This is a genomic window from Kocuria oxytropis (assembly GCF_040981195.1).
Classification (GTDB): Bacteria; Actinomycetota; Actinomycetes; order Actinomycetales; family Micrococcaceae; genus Kocuria; species Kocuria oxytropis.
The window spans coordinates 218,421-240,121 of sequence record NZ_JAVFXA010000005.1 but is presented as its reverse complement, the minus strand read 5'-3'; the positions used below and the strand labels follow the sequence as shown (position 1 = coordinate 240,121).

At 72.6% G+C, this 21,701-nt stretch carries 22 protein-coding genes; 3 read left to right on the top strand and 19 right to left on the bottom strand.

What is annotated here, in order from left to right:
• Positions 1–100: 100 nt before the first annotated feature.
• From QYM41_RS07635 to QYM41_RS07615, 5 genes are all read right to left on the bottom strand, one after another.
• Positions 101–1,663 (bottom strand): NAD(P)H-hydrate epimerase, encoded by a 1,563-nt coding sequence (locus QYM41_RS07635; RefSeq protein ID WP_368799140.1) that lies wholly within the window; start codon positions 1,661–1,663, stop codon positions 101–103.
• A complete protein-coding gene (locus QYM41_RS07630) occupies positions 1,660–2,031 on the bottom strand; it encodes a holo-ACP synthase (protein ID WP_368799139.1) in 372 nt (123 codons plus the stop codon). The genes QYM41_RS07635 and QYM41_RS07630 overlap by 4 nt, the downstream gene beginning before the upstream one ends.
• Positions 2,032–2,105: 74 nt before the next feature.
• A complete protein-coding gene (glmS, locus tag QYM41_RS07625; RefSeq protein ID WP_368799138.1) occupies positions 2,106–3,998 on the bottom strand; it encodes a glutamine--fructose-6-phosphate transaminase (isomerizing) in 1,893 nt (630 codons plus the stop codon).
• Positions 3,999–4,112: 114 nt separating this feature from the next.
• Complete coding sequence (locus tag QYM41_RS07620) at positions 4,113–5,258, bottom strand: mannitol-1-phosphate 5-dehydrogenase (protein ID WP_368799137.1); 1,146 nt, start codon at positions 5,256–5,258, stop codon at positions 4,113–4,115.
• On the bottom strand, positions 5,258–7,375 hold the full coding sequence (locus QYM41_RS07615; RefSeq protein ID WP_368799136.1) for a PTS mannitol transporter subunit IICBA: 2,118 nt from the start codon (positions 7,373–7,375) through the stop codon (positions 5,258–5,260). The genes QYM41_RS07620 and QYM41_RS07615 overlap by 1 nt, the downstream gene beginning before the upstream one ends.
• Before the next feature lie 172 nt (positions 7,376–7,547).
• Between QYM41_RS07615 and coaA the strand changes: the two genes are divergently transcribed.
• The 3 genes from coaA to mscL all read left to right on the top strand — a co-directional run bounded on the left by coaA (position 7,548) and on the right by mscL (position 9,921).
• The gene (gene coaA / locus QYM41_RS07610) at positions 7,548–8,504 is read left to right on the top strand and encodes a type I pantothenate kinase (RefSeq protein WP_368799135.1); all 957 of its coding nucleotides are present in this window, start codon (positions 7,548–7,550) and stop codon (positions 8,502–8,504) included.
• Positions 8,504–9,448 (top strand): M15 family metallopeptidase, encoded by a 945-nt coding sequence (locus QYM41_RS07605; protein ID WP_368799134.1) that lies wholly within the window; start codon positions 8,504–8,506, stop codon positions 9,446–9,448. The genes coaA and QYM41_RS07605 overlap by 1 nt, the downstream gene beginning before the upstream one ends.
• Before the next feature lie 80 nt (positions 9,449–9,528).
• Positions 9,529–9,921 (top strand): large conductance mechanosensitive channel protein MscL, encoded by a 393-nt coding sequence (gene mscL / locus QYM41_RS07600; protein WP_368799133.1) that lies wholly within the window; start codon positions 9,529–9,531, stop codon positions 9,919–9,921.
• Positions 9,922–9,993: 72 nt separating this feature from the next.
• On the opposite strand, the gene glmM is transcribed toward mscL, so the two are convergent.
• The 14 genes from glmM to secY all read right to left on the bottom strand — a co-directional run bounded on the left by glmM (position 9,994) and on the right by secY (position 21,570).
• On the bottom strand, positions 9,994–11,349 hold the full coding sequence (gene glmM / locus QYM41_RS07595) for a phosphoglucosamine mutase (protein ID WP_368799132.1): 1,356 nt from the start codon (positions 11,347–11,349) through the stop codon (positions 9,994–9,996).
• 133 nt (positions 11,350–11,482) lie between these two features.
• Positions 11,483–11,989: a 30S ribosomal protein S9 gene (rpsI, locus tag QYM41_RS07590; RefSeq protein ID WP_368799131.1), complete on the bottom strand. Its 507-nt coding sequence runs from the start codon at positions 11,987–11,989 to the stop codon at positions 11,483–11,485.
• A 33-nt stretch (positions 11,990–12,022) separates the two neighbouring features.
• Complete coding sequence (gene rplM / locus QYM41_RS07585) at positions 12,023–12,466, bottom strand: 50S ribosomal protein L13 (RefSeq protein WP_368799130.1); 444 nt, start codon at positions 12,464–12,466, stop codon at positions 12,023–12,025.
• A 260-nt stretch (positions 12,467–12,726) separates the two neighbouring features.
• A complete protein-coding gene (truA, locus tag QYM41_RS07580; protein ID WP_368799129.1) occupies positions 12,727–13,662 on the bottom strand; it encodes a tRNA pseudouridine(38-40) synthase TruA in 936 nt (311 codons plus the stop codon).
• A gap of 100 nt (positions 13,663–13,762) precedes the next feature.
• Positions 13,763–14,524 (bottom strand): 50S ribosomal protein L17, sunset domain variant, encoded by a 762-nt coding sequence (gene rplQ / locus QYM41_RS07575; RefSeq protein ID WP_368799128.1) that lies wholly within the window; start codon positions 14,522–14,524, stop codon positions 13,763–13,765.
• Between the two features lie 67 nt (positions 14,525–14,591).
• Positions 14,592–15,599, bottom strand: coding sequence for a DNA-directed RNA polymerase subunit alpha (locus tag QYM41_RS07570; protein ID WP_368799127.1), 1,008 nt, complete (start codon positions 15,597–15,599; stop codon positions 14,592–14,594).
• A 136-nt stretch (positions 15,600–15,735) separates the two neighbouring features.
• Complete coding sequence (gene rpsK, locus QYM41_RS07565) at positions 15,736–16,140, bottom strand: 30S ribosomal protein S11 (RefSeq protein ID WP_368799126.1); 405 nt, start codon at positions 16,138–16,140, stop codon at positions 15,736–15,738.
• An 88-nt stretch (positions 16,141–16,228) separates the two neighbouring features.
• A complete protein-coding gene (gene rpsM, locus QYM41_RS07560) occupies positions 16,229–16,597 on the bottom strand; it encodes a 30S ribosomal protein S13 (protein ID WP_368799125.1) in 369 nt (122 codons plus the stop codon).
• 169 nt (positions 16,598–16,766) lie between these two features.
• Positions 16,767–16,880 (bottom strand): 50S ribosomal protein L36, encoded by a 114-nt coding sequence (gene rpmJ, locus QYM41_RS07555; protein ID WP_017833320.1) that lies wholly within the window; start codon positions 16,878–16,880, stop codon positions 16,767–16,769.
• 55 nt (positions 16,881–16,935) lie between these two features.
• Complete coding sequence (infA, locus tag QYM41_RS07550; RefSeq protein ID WP_017833319.1) at positions 16,936–17,157, bottom strand: translation initiation factor IF-1; 222 nt, start codon at positions 17,155–17,157, stop codon at positions 16,936–16,938.
• A 285-nt stretch (positions 17,158–17,442) separates the two neighbouring features.
• The gene (gene rlmN / locus QYM41_RS07545) at positions 17,443–18,618 is read right to left on the bottom strand and encodes a 23S rRNA (adenine(2503)-C(2))-methyltransferase RlmN (protein WP_368799149.1); all 1,176 of its coding nucleotides are present in this window, start codon (positions 18,616–18,618) and stop codon (positions 17,443–17,445) included.
• 50 nt (positions 18,619–18,668) lie between these two features.
• Positions 18,669–19,505, bottom strand: a complete 837-nt coding sequence (gene map, locus QYM41_RS07540) for a type I methionyl aminopeptidase (protein ID WP_368799124.1) — start codon at positions 19,503–19,505, stop codon at positions 18,669–18,671.
• Between the two features lie 117 nt (positions 19,506–19,622).
• On the bottom strand, positions 19,623–20,186 hold the full coding sequence (locus tag QYM41_RS07535; RefSeq protein WP_368799123.1) for an adenylate kinase: 564 nt from the start codon (positions 20,184–20,186) through the stop codon (positions 19,623–19,625).
• Positions 20,187–20,259: 73 nt separating this feature from the next.
• Positions 20,260–21,570 carry a preprotein translocase subunit SecY gene (secY, locus tag QYM41_RS07530; protein WP_368799122.1) on the bottom strand — a complete coding sequence of 437 codons (1,311 nt, stop codon included), beginning with the start codon at positions 21,568–21,570 and terminating at the stop codon, positions 20,260–20,262.
• Positions 21,571–21,701 lie beyond the last annotated feature (131 nt).

Genomic DNA, 21,701 nt, shown 5'->3' with positions numbered 1-21,701 from the left:
GCTGGGTATGGGGCAAGTGCTACCAACCTTAGCCGGGCGCGGGGCGGCCCGGGTCCCCGGGGCCGCCCCGCCGACGACCGGCGGCGGCCCGCGCCGCCCCTCAGCGGCCGGCGCGGAGCACCGTGCGCACGTTCGCGGACAGCACCGTGGGCGGGACCGGGCCGAGGCCCTCCAGCCGGGACGCGTAGCCGTGCACGGCCACGGCGAGGGCCGCGGCCACCGCGAGCCGGCTCTCCCCCCGCGCCCACTCCCCCGCCGCGGCGAAGGCGTCCGGGTCCTCCGCGCAGCCCGCGAGCGCCGCACCCATGATCCCCGCGAGGGTGTCCCCGCTGCCGGCGGTGGCCAGCCAGGGGCTGCCGTCGGCCTGGGAGAGCAGCGTCCCGTCGGGAGCCGCCACGAGGGTGGTGGCTCCCTTGAGGACGACGACGGCTCCGGTGGCCTCCGCGGCCGCCCGCGCCCACCGGGCGGGCTCGGCCTCGATCGCCGCCCGGTCGGGCGCGTCCCCGCCCCCGCCGAGGGCGGCGAGCCAGGCCAGGATCTGCTCGAGCTCCCCGGCGTGCGGGGTGAGCACCTTGCCCGGGCCGAGGATCCCGTCGGCGGCCGCCCGGGCCGCGGCGTCGAGGGCGCCGGCGTCGACGACCGCCGGGAGCCCCCCGGCGAGCACGGCGCCGATCCGGGACTCCTGGGCGGCGTCGCCCACGGCGCCGGGGCCCACGACCCACGCCTGGACGTGGACGTCGTCGGGGTGGTCCTCGGAGCCGACGACCTCGGGGCTGGTCAGGCACACCAGGGACCGGGTCGCGGCGTCGCCGAGGTGGCGGACCATGCCGGCGCCGGCGTCCACCGCGGCGCGCGTGCACATCAGCGCGGCCCCGGGGTAGGTGGGCGAGCCGGCGACGACGCCGACCACGCCCCGGGAGTACTTGTGGGAGGCGGCGCCCGGCCGGGGCCACAGCGCCGCGACGTCGCCGGGCCCCAGGCGCCGCAGGGCCGGGACGGGCAGCGCGTCCTCGATGCCGAGGAGCACGGTGCGCACCTCGCCGCACCAGCGGTCCCCCGGCGGCAGGAACAGCCCGGCCTTGGCCCCGGCGAACGTCACGGTGACGTCCGCGGGCAGCACCGGCCCAGCCACCGCCCCCGTGTCCGCGGAGACGCCCGAGGGGACGTCGCAGGCCACGATCTGCGGCCCTCCCTCGCCGGGCCACCGGTCCAGGACGGCGCGGACGAGCTCCGCCGCCGGTCCGCGCAGCCCGCCCCGGGCGCCGGTGCCCAGCACGGCGTCGAGCACGAGGTCGGCGCCCAGCACGTGCCCGGCCGCGTCCCCGGGGGTGTGGTCCCCGGCGCGCAGCACGCGACCCCCGGCGGCCGCGAGGGCCGCGGCCCCCTCGGGATGCAGCCGGTCCCCGGCCGCCACGGCGAGCACGGCGGCGCCGCGGCGCGCCAGCTCAGCCCCGGCCCACAGCCCGTCCCCGCCGTTGTTGCCGGTCCCGGCGAGCACCACGACGCGGGCCCCGGCGACCCGCCCCCGGCGCCCGCGCAGGCGCCGGGCGCACTCCAGGGCCAGGCCGTGGGCGGCGCGCCGCATCAGGGCGGGGCCCTCGCCCCGCTCGAGGGCCGGCGCCTCGGCCGCGCGGACCTGCTCCCCGGTCCAGGCCGCGATCACGCCGGTCCCCCGTCCCCGGTGCGCTCGGCGACGACCATGGCCATCGCGATACCGCCGTCGTGCGTCATGGTCAGGTGCCAGCGGTCGATGCCCTGGCGGCGGGCCTCCTCCGCCACCGTCCCCTCGGTGCACAGCACCGGGGCGCCGGAGGGGTCCTTCTCGATCCAGCAGTGCTGCCAGATCATGCCGGGCGGCGCCTTGAGCGCCTTGGCCGCCGCCTCCTTGGCGGCGAAGCGCGCGGCGAGGGAGCGCACGTGCAGGTCCCGCTCGGACGGGGTGAACAGCCGGGCCACGAGGCCGGGGGTGCGGGCGATCTGTTCCTCGAAGCGGGCGATGTCCACCACGTCGATGCCGGTGCCGATGATCATGGTCCCAGCCTAACGACCGCCGGCCCGCCGCCCGGGTCCTCCCGGGCGGCGGGCCGACGGTGCGGCGGCGCGGTCTACTCGACGGTCACGGACTTCGCGAGGTTGCGCGGCTGGTCGACGTCGTAGCCCTTCGCCGTGGCCAGTTCGCACGCGAAGATCTGCAGCGGGACGGTGGTCAGCAGCGGCTGGAGCAGCACCGGGGACTGCGGCACGCGGAAGATGTGGTTGGCGTAGTCGGCGACGGCCTCGTCCCCCTCCTCCGCGATGACGATGGTCACGGCCCCGCGGGCGCGGATCTCCTGGATGTTGGAGACCACCTTCGCGTGCAGGGAGTCGCGCCCGCGCGGGGAGGGGACGATGACGAACACCGGCTGTCCCTCCTCGATGAGGGCGATCGGCCCGTGCTTGAGCTCACCGGCGGCGAAGCCCTCGGCGTGGATGTAGGCGATCTCCTTGAGCTTGAGCGCGCCCTCGAGGGCCACCGGGAAGCCGACGTGGCGTCCCAGGAAGAGCACCGACGCGGCGTCCCGCATCGACTGCGCGAGCGCCTTGACCCCGTCCTGGGCGTCGATGACCTGCTGGATCTTCGCCGGCATGGCGTCGAGCTCGGCGAGGATCTCCCCGATCTCGTCCTTGTACTTGTTGCCGCGCAGCTGGGCCAGGTAGAGGCCCAGGAGGTAGGCGGCGGTGATCTGGGCGAGGAACGCCTTGGTCGAGGCGACCGCGATCTCGGGGCCGGCGTGCGTGTAGAGCGCGGCGTCGGCCTCGCGCGGGATCGTGGAGCCGTTGGTGTTGCAGATCGCCACGACCTTCGCCCCCTGCTCCTGGGCGTGCCGGACCGCCATGAGGGTGTCCATGGTCTCGCCGGACTGGGACAGGGCGACCACGAGGGTCCGCTCGTTGACGATGGGGTCCCGGTAGCGGAACTCGTGGGCGAGCTCGACCTCGGTGGGGATCCGACACCAGTGCTCGATGGCGTAGCGGGCGACCTGCCCCGCGTAGGCGGCCGTCCCGCAGGCGACGACGACGATCTTGTCCACGGCGCGGAGCACGGCCTCGTCGATCTTCAGCTCGTCGAGGATCAGGTTGCCGTCCGGGTCGGTGCGGCCCATGAGGGTCTGCTCCACGGCGGCGGGCTGCTCGTTGATCTCCTTCTCCATGAAGGACGGGAAGCCGCCCTTCTCCGCGGCCGCCGCGTCCCACAGCACCTGGAAGGGCTTGCCCTCGGCGCGGTTGCCGTGGAAGTCGGTGATCTCGTAGTCGTCGGCCGTGATGGACACGACCTGGTCCTGGCCCAGCTCCACGGCGCTGCGGGTGTAGTCGATGAACCCGGAGACGTCGGAGCCGAGGAAGTTCTCGCCCTCGCCCAGGCCGAGGACCAGCGGGGAGTTGCGCCGGGCCGCCACCACGCGCCCGGGGTGGTCGACGTGCACGGCCAGGAGGGTGAACGCGCCCTCCAGCCGGCGGCAGGCGACCTGCATGGCCGCGGTGAGGTCCTGGTCCCCGAGGTCGTTGTACGTGTCGGCCAGGAGCACGGCCGCCACCTCGGTGTCGGTCTCCGAGACGAAGGAGTGGCCCTTCTCGGCGAGCTCGCGCTTGATCTCGGCGAAGTTCTCGATGATGCCGTTGTGGATCACGGCGAGCCGGCCGCCGTCCACCACGTGCGGGTGCGCGTTGACGTCCGAGGGCCCGCCGTGCGTGGCCCAGCGGGTGTGCCCGATCCCGGTCGTGGAGCGGGGCAGCGGGCTGTCGCGCAGCTCCTGCTCGAGGTTCAGCAGCTTTCCGGCCTTCTTGCGGAAGCCCACGGTGCCGTCCGAGACGACGGCCACCCCCGCGGAGTCGTAGCCGCGGTACTCGAGGCGCCGCAGGCCCTCGACCAGGACGTCCAGGGCGTCGTGCCCGGACCCGGCGCCGCGCTCGTCCGTGCGCTGGGAGGAGGGGCCCACATATCCAACAATTCCACACATGCGCTTCACAGTACCGCATGGATCTCGCCCGGCCGGGCGTGCGGGACCGGACGGGCCGGGCCGTGTTCCCGTCTCTTCTGGGGACACGGACCGGTCCGTCCGCGGACCCTCCGGTCAGCCGCGGCGCTCCCGGACGGCGTCGGCCACCAGGTCCTCGACCGGCGCGAACAGGGGGTGGCCGGCGTCCAGCCCGGTGACCTCCCGGACCGCGTCCGCCGGCTCCAGCGTGTCGAGGATCTCGCCCAGCCGCACGGCCTCCGGGTCGTCGGCCGGGTCGAAGCGCAGGGCGGCCGCCATGGCCGCGCGCAGCCCGTCGGTGCCCAGGCCCCGCTCGGCCAGCTCGGCGGCCGGTCCCACGAACCGCTCGTGCCGGCCGAGCTTGCGCAGCGGGGCGCGGCCGACGCGCTCGACGGTGTCCGGGAGGTGCTCGTTGGCGAAGCGCTCGAGGATCTTCGCCACGTAGCGTCCGTGCTCCCGGTCGTCGAAGCCGTGCTTGGCGACGAGCAGCGCCTGCGTCTCCGCGAGCGCGGCGGCGACGCGCTCCCGGATGGCGGGATCGGCGATGGCCTCCGCGATCCGGTGCCGGCCGGCGCGGTAGCCGAAGTAGGCGCACGCGGCGTGACCGGTGTTGACGGTGAACAGCTTCCGCTCGATGTAGGGCACGAGGTCGTCGACGTACGTCGCCCCCTCGATGGCCGGCTCCTGTCCCCCGAACGGGGTGCGGTCGATGACCCACTCGTGGAACTGCTCCACGACGACGTCGAGCCCCCCGCCGTCCTGCTGGGGCACGATCCGGTCGACCGCCGTGTTGGCGAACACGGCCCGCCGGTCGAGGTCGTCACCGGGGTACTCGGCGCGGACGGCCTCGGCGAGCAGGTCCGTGGCGGACAGGGCGTTCTCGCACGCCATCACCGCGACCGGGGAGGCGCCGTCCGGGCGGGCGGCGATCCCGCGCGCCACGAGGGGCGCCACGAAGCGGAGGATGTGCGCGCCCACGGCCGTGGTGACCACGTCGGCCGTGGCGATCTCCGCGACCACCGCCTCCGGGTCGTCCGCCGAGTTCAGCGCCCGGTAGCCGTCGACGACGGTGTCCCGGGAGCCGGCGCCGACCTCGTGCACCGTGTAGCTGGGGGTCGAGGCCAGCGCGTCGATCAGCGGGGCCGCCACGTCGGCGAACACGACCTCGTAGCCGGAGCGGTGCATGAGCAGGCCGACGAAGCCCCGCCCGATGTTGCCCGCTCCGAAGTGGACGCACTTCATCAGTCGTTCACCTTCCCCAGCAGCTCCAGCACCTCGTCGGCGGTGCCCGCCTCGTCGAGCTGGCGCACCTTCTCCTTGTTGCCGAAGATCTTCGCGACCCGCGACAGGATCGCCAGGTGCTCGTTGTCCTTGCCGGCGATGCCGATCACCCAGGTGACGGGCTTGCCGTTCCAGTCCAGGCCCTCCGGGTACTTCACCACCGACAGGGCCGAGGAGCGGATGCTGTCCTTCGCCTGGTTGGTGCCGTGCGGGATCGCCAGGCCGTTGCCCATGAACGTGGACACCGACTCCTCGCGCTCGTGCATGGAGGTCACGTACTCGTCGGTCACGGCCCCGGCCGCCACGAGCAGCCCGCCGGCCTCGTCGATGGCCTGGGCGGCGTTCTGCGCGCCGCCCTCCATCACGATCCGGTCCCGGGTCAGGATCGCGTCCCCGGCCGGGCCGTCCGGCTCCGCCGCGGGACCGCCGGTCGCGGCGGCCGCCCCGGTCGCGGCGGCCGTGCCCGTCGTGGCGGTGTCCTGGGCGGTGCCGCGGTCCGGGTCACCGGCCGCGGCGTCCTGGGCCGGGGCGCCGCCGGCGGGGACCGTCGCGCCGTTGCGCTGCTGCACGGCCTCGACGATCTCGTCGTAGCGGGGGCTGCCCATGAAGTTGTCCACGGTCACCACCGCGGCGCTGGGCACCTTGGGCCGGGCCCGGGTGGCCAGGTCCTGGTGGGTGACCACGATGTCGAAGTCGTCGGTGAGGTTGGCGATCGCCGCGTTGGTGACCTTCACGTCGGAGAAGCCGGCGGCCTTGACCTTGTTGCGCAGCACGGAGGCGCCCATCGCGGAGGAGCCCATCCCGGCGTCGCACGCGAACACGATGTGCTGCACCGGCCCGCCCTCGGCCAGCTCCCGGGGCCCGTCCCCGGCGGTGTCGGCGCCGCCGCTGGTGCCGACCACGGCGGAGGCCACGGAGGACTTCTTGCCCTTCATGGTCTCCATCCGGGAGGTGGCCTCCGTGAGGTCGCCCTCCCCCTTGTCCTTGGAGGCCTTGAGGATGATCGAGGCCACGAAGAAGGACACCGCGGTCGCGGCGGTCACGGCGATCGCGACCCCCACGTAGCTGTCGGTGGTGGCCTGGGCGAAGACCGCGATGATCGAGCCCGGGGCGGCCGGGGCGCGCAGCCCGGCGTCGAAGATGGTCAGGGTGAAGATGCCCGTCATGCCGCCGGCGATCGCGGCCAGGATCAGCGCCGGCTTCATCAGCACGTACGGGAAGTAGATCTCGTGGATGCCGCCCACGAAGTGGATCAGCGCCGCACCGGGGGCCGAGGCCCGCGCCGCGCCGCGGCCGAAGACCGTGTAGGCCAGCAGGATGCCCAGGCCGGGGCCCGGGTTCGCCTCCAGCAGGAAGAGGACGGACTTGCCCTGCTCCAGGGCCTGGGCTGTGCCCAGCGGGGTGAGGATGCCGTGGTTGATCGCGTTGTTCAGGAACAGCACCTTGGCCGGCTCGATGAGGATCGAGGTCAGCGGCAGCAGCCCCCGGGTCACCAGGAAGTCCACCGCCGCCGCGGCCGCGTTGGAGAAGGCCAGCACGGCCGGGCCCACCAGGAAGAACCCGAAGATCGCCATGACGGCGGCCAGGATGCCGGCGGAGAAGTTGTTCACGAGCATCTCGAAGCCGGGCTTGATCTTGCCGTCCCAGAGGCTGTCGAGCTTCTTCATCACCCACGCGGTGAGCGGGCCCATCAGCATGGCGCCGATGAACATGGGGATGTCCGTGCCCACGATCACGCCCATGGTGGCGATCGCCCCGACCACGCCGCCGCGCACGTCGTAGACCATCCGCCCGCCCGTGTAGGCGATCAGCAGCGGCAGCAGGTAGGTGATCATCGGGCCCACCAGGCCCGTGTACGGCTCGCCCTCGGCGTTCTCGCCGAACCCGCCCAGCGGACCGAAGGGGGTGAAGCCCGCCTCGATGAAGAACGCGGTGATCAGGCCCCAGGCGATGAACGCCCCGATGTTGGGCATGATCATCCCGGAGAGGAACGTGCCGAAGCGCTGGACGTGCGCCCGCGCCGCGGTCGAGCGCCCTCCCGCCGGTGCTGTGGTCCCTGAGGTCGTTGCCGTCGCCATGGTGCTGTCCTGACTCTCGAACGAGGTGGTGCTCCTGCGGCCGAGCGCCCGTGTGGCGTACCACGGTGAGGCAGCTCACAGCCGGTGCCGGGTCGAGACCAAATCTACACCCGGGTATCCCGCCTGTCGCGCGTTCGCCGCCGGTGTCCGGGGGCGGTCTAGACTGTGGTCGATGACCGCATCTACGCTGAGCGACCGCACCTCGCCCTTCGTGGAGCTCGACCGGCAGACCTGGTCGAGGCTCTCCCACGAGATCGACGTCCCCCTCACCTCGCGGGAGATCGAGAACCTGCGCGGCCTCGGCGACCGGCTCGACGTCGAGGAGGTGCGCGAGGTCTACCTCCCCCTCTCCCGGCTGCTGACCCTCTACGACGAGTCCTCGAACCGGCTCAACGCCTCGACCAACGCGTTCCTCGGCGAGGAGCACGCCCGGACCCCCTTCGTGATCGGCATCGCCGGGTCCGTGGCCGCCGGCAAGTCCACCACCGCCCGGCTCCTGCGCGAACTGCTGTCCCGGTGGCCGTCGACCCCGAACGTCCAGCTCATCACCACGGACGGGTTCCTGTACCCCAACGCGGAGCTGCAGCGCCGGGGGCTCATGGACCGCAAGGGGTTCCCGGAGTCCTACGACCGCCGCGCCCTGCTGCGCTTCGTCGCGAAGATCAAGTCCGGCGCCCCCGAGGTGCGCGCCCCCAAGTACTCGCACCACAGCTACGACATCCTGCCCGGCGAGGAGGTCGTGGTGACCCGCCCGGACGTCGTCATCATCGAGGGGCTCAACGTGCTGGCCCCCGCCAAGGTGGGCCCCGGGGACCGGGCCGCGCTGGCGCTGAGCGACTTCTTCGACTTCTCCATCTACGTGGACGCCCGGCCCGCGGACATCGAGCGGTGGTACGTGGAGCGCTTCCAGGCCCTGCGCTCCTCGGCCTTCGCCGACCCCGGGTCGTACTTCCACCGCTACGCGGACCTCTCCGACGCCAGGGCCGTGGCCACCGCCACGGGCATCTGGCGGCGGATCAACGAGCCGAACCTCATCGAGAACGTGCAGCCCACGCGCGGCCGCGCCCGGCTGATCCTCTCCAAGGACTCGGACCACTCCATCCGGCGCGTGCTGCTGCGCAAGAACTGATGCCCGCACCGACGCCGGCCCCGCCGGTGGCCCCCCGCACCGCCGCCCCCCGCACCGCGGTCCTGCGCGCGGCCGTCCCCCGCACCGCGGTCCTCCGCGCCGCCATCCACCGCACCGCGGTCCTGCGCGCTGCCGTCCTGCTGCCGGCCGCCGCGCTGCTCGTGGCCGGGTGCGCCCCGGGCCCCGGCTCCGCGCCCGCGCCCGCGCCGGCGTCCGCCGGCACCACGGCGGCAGCCCCGGCGTCGGTCCCGGACCCGGCCTCGACCCCGGGGACGGGCACGCCCGCCCCCGGGCCCGGGACGGCGCCGTCGGCCCCGGTGCGCGGGACGGCCCCGGACGGCCCCGCCCCGGAGGACCCGGATCTCGGCGACCCGGCCTCGCTCGCCGTGGTGGTCAACAAGCACCGGCCCCTGGACCCGGCGGACTGGACCCCCGCCGCCCTCGAGGACGTGGAGGGGCACCGCCTGCGCCCCGAGGCGGCCGCGGCCGCACGCGGCATGCTCGCCGCGGCCCGGGCGGACGGGGTGCCGATCCGGATCGTCTCCGGCTACCGGTCCTTCGCCGAGCAGTCCCGCACCTACGCGGGCTGGGTCGCCCGGAAGGGACAGGAGTCCGCCGACACGGTCTCCGCGCGCCCGGGCCACTCGGAGCACCAGACGGGTCTGGCCGTGGACGTCGGCGACGGCTCCGGGTGCGACCTGCGCGAGTGCTTCGACGGGACGGCCACCGCCGCCTGGGTCGCCGAGCACGGCCCGGAGCACGGCTTCGTGGTCCGCTACCCGTGGGGGGAGCACGGCACCACCGGCTACTGGTACGAGCCGTGGCACCTGCGCTACCTCGGTCCCGAGCGGGCGCAGGCGCTCGTGCGCTCGGGCGCCGCCACGCTCGAGGAGTTCTCCGGGCTGCCGCCCGCCGCCGGCTACCCGCCGCCCGCGGCGGGCTGAGCCCGGCCCGGTCCGCCGGAGCGCCGACGGCGCTCCGGCGGGCGCGCCCGGCCGCCCCGCCGCAGCACTAGTCTGGGCACATGCTCAACGGTTTCAAGGAATTCATCATGAAGGGCAACGTGCTGGACCTCGCCGTTGCCGTCATCATCGGCGCCGCCTTCGCGCAGGTCGTCAACGCCATGGTCGAGGCGGTGCTGATGCCGCTGATCTCCGCCCTGGTGGGCTCTCCCAACTTCGACTCGTTCGCCGTGCTCACGCTCAACGGCAACGACATCCGGTTCGGCGTCCTGCTCACCGCGCTCGTGAACTTCCTGCTCGTGGCCGCGGCCGTGTACTTCGCGATCGTGCTGCCCATGAACCGGGTGATCGCCGCGCGCAACCGCCGCCTGAGCATCGAGCCCCAGGAGGAGGAGACCGACGCCCAGGTCCAGCTGCTCACGGAGATCCGCGACGCGCTGCGCCAGCGCACCTGATCCCCGCACCGTCCGGACGCACCGGAGGCCCGCACCGTGCGCGGTGCGGGCCTCCGGTGCGTCCGGGCGGGCTCAGACGGTCAGGGACAGCTCGCGCTCCACCACGGCGGCCAGGAACTCGGACTCGGCGCGGGCGATCTCCTCGGAGGCCGCCTCGACCATCACCCGGACCACGGGCTCGGTGCCGGAGGGCCGCAGCAGCACCCGCCCCGTCTCGCCGAGACGCTGCTCGACCTCCGCGACGGCCGTCTGCACCCCGGGGTGGGAGCCGACCGCGGTGCGGTCCACGCCGCGCACGTTGAGCAGCACCTGGGGCAGCCGGGTCATCACCCGGGCCAGCTCGGCGAGCGGCGCGCGGGTCTGCGCCACGCGGGAGGCGAGCATCAGACCGGTCAGCAGGCCGTCACCGGTGGTGGCGAAGTCGGACATGATGACGTGGCCGGACTGCTCGCCGCCGAGATTGTAGCCGTGCTCGGTCATCGTCTCGAGGACGTAGCGGTCCCCCACGGCGGTCTCCCGCAGCTCGATTCCCGCCTCGCGCAGGGCGAGCTTGAGCCCGAGGTTGCTCATCACGGTGGCCACCAGCGTGTCGTCCACGAGCCGGCCCGCGTCCTTGAGGGCGAGGGCGAGGATCGCCATGATCTGGTCCCCGTCCACCTCCCGGCCGGCCGCGTCCACGGCGAGGCAGCGGTCCGCGTCGCCGTCGTGGGCGATGCCCAGGTCGGCGCCGAGCTCGACGACGGCCCGCTGGAGCGGCTCCAGGTGGGTCGAGCCGCAGCCGTCGTTGATGTTCAGGCCGTCCGGCTCCGCGCCGATGACGTGGACCTCGGCGCCCGCTCCGCGGAACGCGTCCGGGGAGACCCCGCTGGCGGCGCCGTTGGCGCAGTCCAGGACCACGCGCATCCCCTCCAGCCGGTGCGGGATGGCCCCCACCAGGTGCAGGACGTAGCGGTCCTCCGCGTCCGTGAGCAGGTGGATGCGCCCGACCCCGGCGCCGGTGGGCCGCCGGAAGTCCCCTGCCTCGAAGACCTGCTGGATCTCGTCCTCCACCCGGTCGGGCAGCTTCCGGCCGCCGTGGGCCAGGAACTTGATCCCGTTGTCGGGGGCCGGGTTGTGCGAGGCGGAGATCATCACCCCGAAGTCGGCGTCGAGGTCCGCCACGAGGTAGGCCAGCGCGGGCGTGGGCAGCACGCCGGCGTCGTGGACGTCCACGCCCGACCCGGCCAGGCCGGCGGTGACGGCGGCGCTGAGGAACTCGCCGCTGGCACGCCCGTCCCGCGCGACGACCGCCGTGGGGCGCCGCCCCTCGCGTGCGTGGCCGTGGCCGAGCACGATCGCGGCGGCCTGGGCCAGGTCCAGGGTCATGTTGGCTGTGAGGAGGTCGTTCGCGAGCCCGCGCACGCCGTCCGTTCCGAATAATCTAGACATCGCCCCCCATCCTACGTTCCCCGCGCCCCGGACGGCGGCAGGCGGGCGGAAACGCAGAGACCCCGCCCGACACCGGCGTGCACCGGGTCGGACGGGGTCCGTGGGGCCGAGGGCGGGCCGGGAGGCCCTCCGATCAGCGCTTCGAGTACTGCGGGGCCTTGCGGGCCTTCTTCAGACCGGCCTTCTTGCGCTCGATGACGCGCGGGTCGCGGGTCAGGAACCCGGCCTTCTTGAGGGTCGGGCGGTTGTTCTCCACGTCGATCTCGTTCAGCGCGCGCGCCACGCCGTGGCGCAGGGCACCGGCCTGGCCGGAGGGGCCGCCGCCGTGGATGCGGGCGATGACGTCGTAGGCGCCCTCGAGCTCGAGCACCTTGAAGGGGTCGTTGACCTCCTGCTGGTGCAGCTTGTTCGGGAAGTAGTTCTCCAGGGTGCGGCCGTTGACGGTCCACTGCCCGGAGCCGGGGACCACGCGCACGCGGGCCACGGCCTCCTTGCGGCGGCCGACGGCCTGTCCGGAGACGGTCAGGGCCGGGCGCTCGGCGGCGACCGCCGTCTCCTCGGCGGGGGCGGACTCGGAGGTGTAGCTGCTCAGCTGCTCCTCGCCGTCCACGATGTTCTGCTCGTCAGTATTCTGAGCCACGATTTTCCTCGCTCGTTTCTGTCGTAGGCCCGATTACTGGGCGACCTGGGTGAACTCGAAGGTCTGCGGCTGCTGGGCACCGTGCGGGTGCTCCGGGCCGGCGTAGACCTTGAGCTTGGACATCTGCTGGGCGGCCAGCTTGTTCTTGGGGAGCATGCCACGGATGGCCTTCTCCACGGCGCGGACCGGGTGCTTCTCCAGCAGCTCGGCGTAGGAGCTGGACTTGAGCCCGCCCGGGTAGCCGGAGTGGCGGTAGGCCCGCTTCTTCTCGAGCTTGGAGCCGGTCAGGGCGACCTTCTCGGCATTGACGATGATGACGAAATCACCGGCGTCCACGTGGGGAGCAAAGGTCGGCTTGTGCTTTCCGCGCAGCAGCGTTGCGGTCTGGCTGGCAAGACGACCCAGGACGACGTCGGTGGCATCGATGACGTGCCACTGGCGCTGGATGTCACCGGGCTTCGGGGTGTACGTACGCACGTTAGTTTGCCTTCGTTCGGGTTATCTCGGTGGCGCTAGTTGGGATCACGCCGTTTCTCGGTGTGCCGTCCGGGGCTCGGGTGAGGGCCGAGCTGCATCCGGTGCCCGAGACCCCGGTGCACCGGACCGCCTGGCGTCCTGCAACTGGACAGCGGATCCGGGTACACGTGAACCGAGGCGGGACACGCACAACAGCAACCAACGTTACCGGATGGAGCCGCCAAAGACCACTCGGGCCATACACCGGGAGGGTGCGGCGGTCAATCTCCCGCCGGGCGGCCGGGGGCGCGCCGGGGGTGGGCGAGCGGGTCGCGCAGCGCCCGGGTGCGCTCGGCCCGCTCCCCGAGGGCGTCGTCCCCGGGGTAGCGGACCTCCTCGAGCACCAGGGCGTGCGCCGGGGCCATGAGCACCCGGGCGTCCCGGACCCGCTCGGCCAGCCGCCGGCCGAGCCAGTCGGGGTCCTCGCGGCCGGCGCCCACGCGCGCGGCCGCGCCCACGACCGAGCGCACCATGTGGTGGCAGAAGGCGTCCGCCTCGATGCCCAGCCGCACGAGACCGTCCCGGTCCCGCTCCACGGTCACGTCCAGGACCTCCCGCACCGTGGTGGCGCCCTCGCGGGGTCGGCAGAAGGACAGGAAGTCGTGCAGGCCGACCAGCTCCCGCACCGCCGCGGCCATGACCGGGACGTCGAGGACGTCCTGGGACCACCACGTCAGGTGCCGCGTCAGCGGGTCCCGCCCGGCCGCGCCGTCGTCGATCCGGTAGCTGTAGCGGCGGGAGACGGCGGAGAAGCGGGCGTCGAAGCCCGCCGGGGCGGCGCCCGCGCGGCGCACGACCACCGCGCCCGGGCACTCCGGCAGCCCGGCGTCGCGGCGGCCGCGGCCCAGCACGTGCGCCAGCGCCCCGGTCAGCCGGCGCTCCAAGGCGGGCGCGGGGTCCTCGTCCCGGCCGCGGGCGAGGCCGGCCCACTCCGCGGGGGTCAGGTCCAGGTGCGCCACCTGGCCGCGCGCGTGCACGCCGGTGTCGGTGCGCCCCGCCACGGCGACCCGCACCGGGCGCCGGACCAGCACGGCGAGGGCGTCCTCCAGCGACCCCTGCACGGTGGGCAGTCCCGGCTGCCGGGCCCAGCCGGAGAAGGGGGCGCCGTCGTAGGCCAGGTCGAGGCGCACGCGCACGGCGGGCTCGGACGGGCTCATGCTCAGCTCCTGGTCGGATTTCGGTGGGGGCGGGCACGACGACGCCGCCGGGGACCAGGTCCCCGGCGGCGTCGCGGTGGTCGTGCGGCGGGACGTCCGGTCAGCGCATCTTCTGCGCGGCGGCGCCGCCGGCCGGCTGGAAGCCGGCGGCCTCGGCGTTGGCCGGGGAGTCGAACCAGATCTCGGCGGTGGTCCCCGCGTACCAGCGCGAGCCGGGCACGTGGTACTTCATCGAGTTCTTGTTGCCCTTGACCTCGAAGCCCTCGGGGGCCTCGCCGGACTCGAGCGGGGCGTGCGAACCGGGGAACTCCGCGTCGGTGTTCTCGGCGGCGACCTCGGCGGCCTGCTCCGAGCCGACCTCGGGGGCCTGCTCGTCGGCGGGGATCTCCTCGGCGGCGACCTCGTCGGCGGTGGACTCCGCCGGGGTGTCGACCGGGGCGGCGGGGGCCGGGGCGGCCTTCGCGGTGGCGCGCTCGGCCTCGGCGACGGTCGCCTTGGTCGCGACGGGCTCCATCACGAGCTCGATGACGGCCATGGGGGCGTTGTCGCCCTTGCGGTTGCCGATCTTGGTGATCCGGGTGTAGCCGCCGTTGCGGTCCTCCATCGCCGAGGCGATGGTCGTGAACAGCTCGTGCACCACGGACTTGTCGCTCAGCTGGGCGAGCACGCGCCGGCGGGCGGCCAGGTCACCGCGCTTGGCGAAGGTGATGAGCCGCTCGGCGTAGGGACGCATCCGCTTCGCCTTCGTCACCGTGGTGGTGATGCGCTTGTGCTCGAACAGCTGCTGCGAGAGGTTCGCGAGCATCAGGCGCTCGTGCGCGGGTCCGCCTCCGAGGCGGGGTCCCTTGGTGGGAGTAGGCATGGTTGTTGATCTCCTGGAAGTCTGTCCCGGCCCGGGCGGGCACCCGTCGGGACGTCAGCGGGAAGGACTAGTGGTCGTCGTCGTCGAACGGGTTCTCGTCGTCGATCGCGGCGGCGCGAGCGGCGAGGTCGAAACCGGGGGGCGAGTCCTTGAGGGACAGGCCGAGGTCGACGAGCTTGGCCTTGACCTCGTCGATCGACTTGGCGCCGAAGTTGCGGATGTCCATCAGGTCCGCCTCGGAACGGCCCACGAGCTCACCCACGGTGTGGATGCCCTCGCGCTTGAGGCAGTTGTAGGACCGCACCGTGAGCTCGAGGTCCTCGATGGGCAGCGCCATGTCGGCGGCCATCGCGGCGTCGGTCGGCGAGGGCCCGATCTCGATGCCCTCGGCGGCCGTGTTGAGCTCCCGGGCGAGACCGAACAGCTCGACCAGGGTGGTGCCGGCGGAGGCCACCGCGTCGCGCGGGGTGATCGCCTCCTTCGTCTCCACGTCCAGGACCAGCTTGTCGAAGTCGGTGCGCTGCTCCACGCGGGTGGCCTCCACGCGGAAGGTCACCTTCAGGACGGGCGAGTAGATCGAGTCGACCGGGATGCGCCCGATCTCCGCGTCCCCTGCCTTGTTCTGGGCGGCGGACACGTAGCCGCGGCCGCGCTCGATGGTCAGCTCGAGCTCGAGCTGGCCCTTCGCGTTGAGGGTCGCGATGTGCAGGTCCGGGTTGTGGATCTCCACACCGGCCGGGGCCGTGATGTCCGCGGCGGTGACGACGCCGGGACCCTGCTTGCGCAGGTAGGCGACGACGGGCTCGTCCTGCTCCGAGGAGACGGCGAGCTTCTTGACGTTGAGGATGACCTCGGAGACGTCCTCCTTGACGCCCTCCACGGTGGAGAACTCGTGGAGCACCCCGTCGAGCCGGATGCTGGTCACGGCCGCACCGGGGATCGAGGACAGGAGGGTGCGGCGGAGGGAGTTGCCGAGGGTGTAGCCGAAGCCGGGCTCGAGCGGTTCGATCACGAAGCGGGACCGGTTGTCGGCCACGACCTCTTCGGAGAGGGTGGGGCGCTGTGCGATGAGCACTGATGTTTCCTTTCAGCGGGCATCCGCTATATGACGCGCGCAAATGGTGGAAAACAGTTGAGGGGTGCGGACCGGTGCCGGTCCGTTGTCGGCACGCGCACCGGGACCCCGCGGGGTCCCGGTGGGCGTGCTCGCATCAGACGCGCCGGCGCTTCGGCGGGCGGCACCCGTTGTGCGCGCTCGGGGTGACGTCCGAGATGGAGCCGACCTCGAGACCCGTGGCCTGCAGGGAGCGGATGGCCGTCTCGCGCCCGGAGCCCGGGCCCTTGACGAACACGTCGACCTTGCGCACGCCGTGCTCCTGCGCGCGCTTCGCGGCCGCCTCGGCGGCCATCTGGGCCGCGAAGGGGGTGGACTTGCGCGAGCCCTTGAAACCCATCTCGCCGGCGGACGACCAGGACAGGACGGCGCCGGAGGGATCGGTGATGGTGACGATGGTGTTGTTGAACGTCGACTTGATGTGGGCCTGGCCCTGGGTGACGTTCTTCTTGTCCTTGCGACGAGGCTTGCGGGCAGCCGTCGCTCGTGTCTTCGGGGGCATGGAGATCTCCTACAAAGTATGGAAGGGCGGTGAAGAGTGTTGATGGGCCGCTCGGGGACCGCGGGGTCCGCGCGCGAGCGGCAGCGGGCTACTTCTTCTTGCCGGCGACCGTGCGCTTGGGACCCTTGCGGGTGCGGGCGTTGGTCTTGGTGCGCTGACCGTGCACCGGCAGGCCGCGGCGGTGCCGGATGCCCTGGTAGCTGCCGATCTCGACCTTGCGGCGGATGTCGGCGGCCACCTCGCGGCGGAGGTCACCCTCGACCTTGTAGTTGTCCTCGATGTAGTCGCGCAGCTCCACGAGCTGGGCATCGGTGAGCTCGCGCACGCGCAGGTCGCCCGAGATGCCGGTGGCCTCCAGGGTTGCCAGCGCGCGGGTGCGACCCACGCCGTAGATGTAGGTGAGCGCGATCTCCAACCGCTTCTCACGGGGAAGGTCGACGCCTGCGAGACGAGCCATATCGGCGGTTCTCCTTGTGGTGTTCCAGAGGTCTGGAGCATCGCTGCCCGGTCGGGGACGTCACGTCCGTCCGCCGGTCCCCGGCCTCTGTACCGGGGGCACCCGCCTGGATCTCTCCGGTCGGGAGCGGTGCCTATGTCGATCCACTTGCGTGGGTGGTCGGGGCTGGTCAGCCCTGACGCTGTTTGTGGCGCGGGTTCTCGCAGATCACCATGACCCGCCCGTTGCGGCGGATCACCTTGCACTTGTCGCAGATCGGCTTCACGCTCGGTTGGACCTTCATCGCATTCCTTCGCGTCGTTCTCTCGAGTGGTGTGCGGCCCGGACGGCCGCCGGTCCTACTTGTAGCGGTAGACGATACGACCGCGAGTGAGGTCGTACGGGCTGAGCTCCACCACCACGCGGTCCTCGGGGAGGATCCGGATGTAGTGCTGTCGCATCTTCCCGGAGATGTGGGCGAGGACCAGGTGACCGTTGTTCAGCTCAACGCGGAACATCGCGTTGGGCAGAGCCTCGACCACAGTGCCTTCGATCTCGATGACTCCGTCTTTCTTGGCCATATCCTCCGCTAACTTCAGGTGCCCCCCGCCGGGGCGGCGGGCAGGGTTTCGGGTGTACTTGATCGTTAAACGCCGCGGCGGACCCGTACGCGTGCACCATCACCGTTCGTGGTGCACGGTGAGGGTCGGCGCGGCCCGATGAGTGCGGAATCGCTGGAGCACAGACAACCAACAGGACACTCTACGGGATCGGGGCCGCCTCCCGCAACGCGGGAGGCGGCCCCGCCCGTCAGCGGCGGGCCGGTGACGGGCCGGTGACGGGCCGGCGGGACCGGCGGCGCCGTGTCAGACGGTCGCGGCGAGCTGCCCGCAGGCGCCGTCGATGTCGGAGCCGCGGGTGTCGCGCACGGTGGTGGGGATGCCGTGGGCGCGCAGGCGCTCCACGAAGTTCTGCTCCACGCCCGGTCGCGAGGCGGTCCACTTGGAGCCGGGCGTCGGGTTGAGCGGGATCGGGTTGACGTGCACCCATCCCCCGCCGCGGGCGTTGAGCTTCTCCCCGAGGAGGTCGGCCCGCCACCCGTGGTCGTTGATGTCGCGGATCAGGGCGTACTCGATCGACACGCGCCGCCCGGTGGCCCGGTAGTAGTCGTAGGCGGCGTCGAGGGCCTCGTCGACCTTCCAGCGGGTGTTGATGGGGATCAGCTCGTCGCGCAGCTCGTCGTCGGGGGCGTGCAGGGACAGCGCCAGGGTGACCGGCAGCTTCTCCTGGGTGAACTTCCGGATCCCGGGCACCAGACCCACCGTGGACATGGTGATGCCGCGGGCCGAGATGCCGAGGCCCTCCGGGGAGGGGTCGATGAGCCGGTGGATCGCGCCGATGGAGGCCTTGTAGTTGGCCAGGGCCTCCCCCATGCCCATGAAGACGATGTTGGAGACCCGCAGGGGCTCCTGCTCGGCGCGTCCCACCCGGCCGCCGCGGAGCATCCGCGCGCCCTGCACCACCTGCTCGACCATCTCGGCGGTCGAGAGGTTGCGGGTGAGCCCGGCCTGGCCGGTCGCGCAGAAGGGGCAGTTCATGCCGCACCCGGCCTGGGAGGAGATGCACATGGTCACGCGGTGGGTGTAGCGCATGAGCACGGACTCCACGGTGGCCCCGTCGAAGCACCGGTGCACGTTCTTCACGGTGGCGCCCTGGTCGGCCTCGAGGGTGCGCACGCTCGTCAGCAGCGGCGGCAGGGCCTGGGCCACGAGCTCCTCCCGCCCGGCCGCGGGCAGGTCGGTCATGTCCTCGGGGGCGGTGGCGAACCGGTCGAAGTAGTGCCGGGAGAGCTGGCCCGCGCGGAAGGGCTGGTGGCCCAGCTCGGCGAGGAACTGCCGGCGGCCCGCCATGTCGAAGTCGGCGAGGTGCCGGGGCGGCTTGCCGCGGCGCGGCGCGGCGAAGGTCAGCTGACCGGGCTTCGGCTTCACGGTGAGCTCGACGGCGGTGCGGGTCGTGCCGGTCTGCTGCGGCTGCTGGGCCACGGTGTTCTCCTCGCGGGGTCGCGGGTCCTGGACGGTCGGGGGCTGCCGGCTCACGGCAGGTCCTCCGGGATGGGGACGGGGCGCACGCCGAGGGGCTCCAGCTCGGAGGCCCCGCCGTCCTCGGCCGTGAGCACCCAGACGCCGTCGGCGTGCAGCGCCACGGAGTGCTCCCACTGGCTGGAGCGGGCCCCGTCGGTGGTGACCACGGTCCACTCGTCGTCGAGCACCCGGGTGCCGATCCCGCCGCGCACGAGCATCGGCTCGATCGCCAGCGCCATGCCGGCGCGCAGGCGGGGCCCGCGGTCGGTGCTGCGGAAGTTGAGGACGTCGGGGGCCATGTGCATCTTGGAGCCGATGCCGTGGCCCACGTACTCCTCGAGGATCCCGAAGCGGTGCCCGGAGACCCTGCGCACGTAGTCCTCCACGGCCGCGCCGATGTCCCCCACGTGCGTGCCGGTGGCCGCCGCCGCGATGCCGTGCCACATGGCGTGGCGGGTCACGTCGGAGAGCTCGGCGTCGGCGGGGTCGGGCCGGCCGAGCAGCACGGTGCGGGCGGAGTCCCCGTGCCAGCCTTCGACGATCGCCCCGCCGTCCACGGAGAGGATGTCCCCCTCCTGCAGCACCTGCTCCCCCGGGATGCCGTGGACCACGACCTCGTTGACGGACACGCACACCGCGGCCGGGTAGCCGTAGTAGCCGAGGAAGTTGGAGCTCGCCCCGTGCTCGTCGAGGACGGACCGGAACACGCCGTCGAGGGACGCGGTGGTCGCCCCCGGGACGGCGGCCGCCACGGCGGCGTCGAGGGCGCGCGAGGTCACCACCCCGGCGCGCTGCATGGCGCGCAGCTGGGCGTTGGTCTTGTACTCGATCCGGCGGCGGCCGAACATGCGGTCTTCCTTCCGAGCCGCTCCCCCGGTCGGGGAGCTCGCGGCTGTCGTGGGTTAAACGTGAGACCCCCGGGGGTGTCCGGGGGTGTCACGGCGTCGGTGGTGCGGGGCGGTGCGTCAGGACAGCGCCGTCATGATCCGCTGGGAGACCTCGTCGACGGTTCCCAGCCCGTCGACCTCGCGGACGATGCCGCGCCGGTCGTAGACGTCGACGACCGCGGCGGTCTCCGCGTCGTACACGTCGAGGCGGTGCCGGATGACGTCCTCCGTGTCGTCGGTGCGCCCCTCCTTCCGGGCCCGCCCGAGCAGCCGCTCCACGAGCTCGTCCCGGTCGGCGGTCAGCTTCAGCACCACGTCGAGCTCCTGGCCCAGTTCGGCGAGGATGGCGTCCAGCTCGTCGACCTGCGCGGCGTTGCGGGGATAGCCGTCCAGCAGGAAGCCGTCGGCCGTGTCCGTCTCGGCCAGGCGGTCCCGCACCATGCGGTTGGTCACCGAGTCCGGGACGAGGTCCCCGGCGTCGATGTAGCTCTTGGCCTCCTCGCCCAGCGCCGTCCGCCCCTTGATGTTGGCCCGGAAGATGTCCCCGGTCGAGATCGCCGGGATGCCGAGCCGCTCCGAGATGCGCACGGCCTGGGTGCCCTTGCCTGCGCCGGGGGGGCCGATGATGAGCATGCGGGTCATGAAGTCTCCTTGCGGTCGGTGGTGGCTGCGGTCACAGTCTATCGGGAGGGCCCCTGCGCCCGGGGGCCGGGGCTCAGCGCAATAGGCCCTCGTAGTTGCGCTGCTGCAGCTGCGCCTCGATCTGCTTCACCGTGTCCAGGCCCACGCCCACCATGATCAGCAGGGACGGCCCGCCGAAGGGGAAGTTCTGGTTGGCGTCGACCAGCACGAGCGCCACGAGCGGGATCATGGACACGATGCCCAGGTACAGGGCGCCCGGGAACGTGATGCGGCTCAGCACGTAGGCGAGGTACTTCTCGGTGGGCCGGCCGGCGCGGATCCCCGGGATGAAGCCGCCGTAGCGCTTCATGTTGTTGGAGACCTCCTCCGGGTTGAACGTGATCGACACGTAGAAGTACGTGAAGAACACGATCATCAGGAAGTACATCACCATGTACACGGGGTGGTCGCCGGTGACGAGGTAGCTGTTGATCCAGTTGACCCAGCCGGGGATGTCCGTCCCGTCGTCCGGCATCCCGAACTGGGCGAGCATGCCGGGCAGCATCAGCATCGAGGACGCGAAGATGATGGGGATCACGCCGGCCATGTTGACCTTGAGCGGGATGTAGGTGGTGGTGCCGCCGATCGTGCGCCGGCCCACCATCCGCTTGGCGTACTGGACCGGCACGCGGCGCTGGGACTGCTCCACGAACACCACGCAGGTGATCACCACGAGACCCACGGCGAGCACCGAGAGGAACACGCCCCAGCCCCGGGTGCGGAGGATCTCGCCCAGCGCGGAGGGGAAGGTCGCGGCGATCGAGGTGAAGATGAGCAGCGACATGCCGTTGCCCACGCCCTTCTCGGTGATCCGCTCCCCCAGCCACATGATGATCGCTGTGCCCGCGGTCATCGTGATGATGATGATCAGCACGGTCAGCCAGGTGTCCTCGGGGATGATCGGCAGCGGGCAGTTGCCCAGCAGGGCGCCGGAGCGGGCCAGCGAGACCACCGTGGTGGCGTTGAGCAGCGCGAGGCCGATGGTGAGGTAGCGGGTGTACTGGGTCAGCTGCGTCTGCCCCTGCGCGCCCTCCTCGTGCAGCTCCTGGAAGCGCGGGATGACCACGCGCAGCAGCTGCACGATGATGCTCGCGGTGATGTAGGGCATCACGCCCAGGGCGAAGACCGACAGCTGCAGCAGGGCGCCGCCGCTGAAGAGGTTCACCATGTCGTACACGCCGCCCGTGGTGGTCCCCAGGGCGAGGCACTGCTGCACGTTGCCGTAGTCGACGCCCGGCGCCGGGATGAACGTGCCCAGACGGTAGAGCACGATGAGGGCGAGGGTGAACCCCAGCTTGCGTCGCAGGTCGGGGGTTCGCAACGCCCGTCCGAAAGCGCTGAGCACATGTCCTCCTAGAGACTGGGTCCGACCGGCATCCGGTGACGGGGGGTGGTGGGGCGGGAGCTCGGTCCTGGGTCCGCCCCCGGGGTCCGGGTGCGGACGGCTCCGGCAAGTCTAGCGAACGCGCCGGGTCC

Coding starts and splice junctions, on each gene's coding strand:
- QYM41_RS07630 (WP_368799139.1), bottom strand. CDS start 2,031: ATGATCATCGGCACCGGCATCGACGTGGTGGACATCGCCCGCTTCGAG.
- glmS (WP_368799138.1), bottom strand. CDS start 3,998: ATGTGTGGAATTGTTGGATATGTGGGCCCCTCCTCCCAGCGCACGGAC.
- QYM41_RS07620 (WP_368799137.1), bottom strand. CDS start 5,258: ATGAAGTGCGTCCACTTCGGAGCGGGCAACATCGGGCGGGGCTTCGTC.
- QYM41_RS07615 (WP_368799136.1), bottom strand. CDS start 7,375: ATGGCGACGGCAACGACCTCAGGGACCACAGCACCGGCGGGAGGGCGC.
- coaA (WP_368799135.1), top strand. CDS start 7,548: ATGACCGCATCTACGCTGAGCGACCGCACCTCGCCCTTCGTGGAGCTC.
- QYM41_RS07605 (WP_368799134.1), top strand. CDS start 8,504: ATGCCCGCACCGACGCCGGCCCCGCCGGTGGCCCCCCGCACCGCCGCC.
- mscL (WP_368799133.1), top strand. CDS start 9,529: ATGCTCAACGGTTTCAAGGAATTCATCATGAAGGGCAACGTGCTGGAC.
- glmM (WP_368799132.1), bottom strand. CDS start 11,349: ATGTCTAGATTATTCGGAACGGACGGCGTGCGCGGGCTCGCGAACGAC.
- truA (WP_368799129.1), bottom strand. CDS start 13,662: ATGAGCCCGTCCGAGCCCGCCGTGCGCGTGCGCCTCGACCTGGCCTAC.
- rplQ (WP_368799128.1), bottom strand. CDS start 14,524: ATGCCTACTCCCACCAAGGGACCCCGCCTCGGAGGCGGACCCGCGCAC.
- rpsK (WP_368799126.1), bottom strand. CDS start 16,140: ATGCCCCCGAAGACACGAGCGACGGCTGCCCGCAAGCCTCGTCGCAAG.
- rpsM (WP_368799125.1), bottom strand. CDS start 16,597: ATGGCTCGTCTCGCAGGCGTCGACCTTCCCCGTGAGAAGCGGTTGGAG.
- rpmJ (WP_017833320.1), bottom strand. CDS start 16,880: ATGAAGGTCCAACCGAGCGTGAAGCCGATCTGCGACAAGTGCAAGGTG.
- infA (WP_017833319.1), bottom strand. CDS start 17,157: ATGGCCAAGAAAGACGGAGTCATCGAGATCGAAGGCACTGTGGTCGAG.
- map (WP_368799124.1), bottom strand. CDS start 19,505: ATGTTCGGCCGCCGCCGGATCGAGTACAAGACCAACGCCCAGCTGCGC.
- QYM41_RS07535 (WP_368799123.1), bottom strand. CDS start 20,186: ATGACCCGCATGCTCATCATCGGCCCCCCCGGCGCAGGCAAGGGCACC.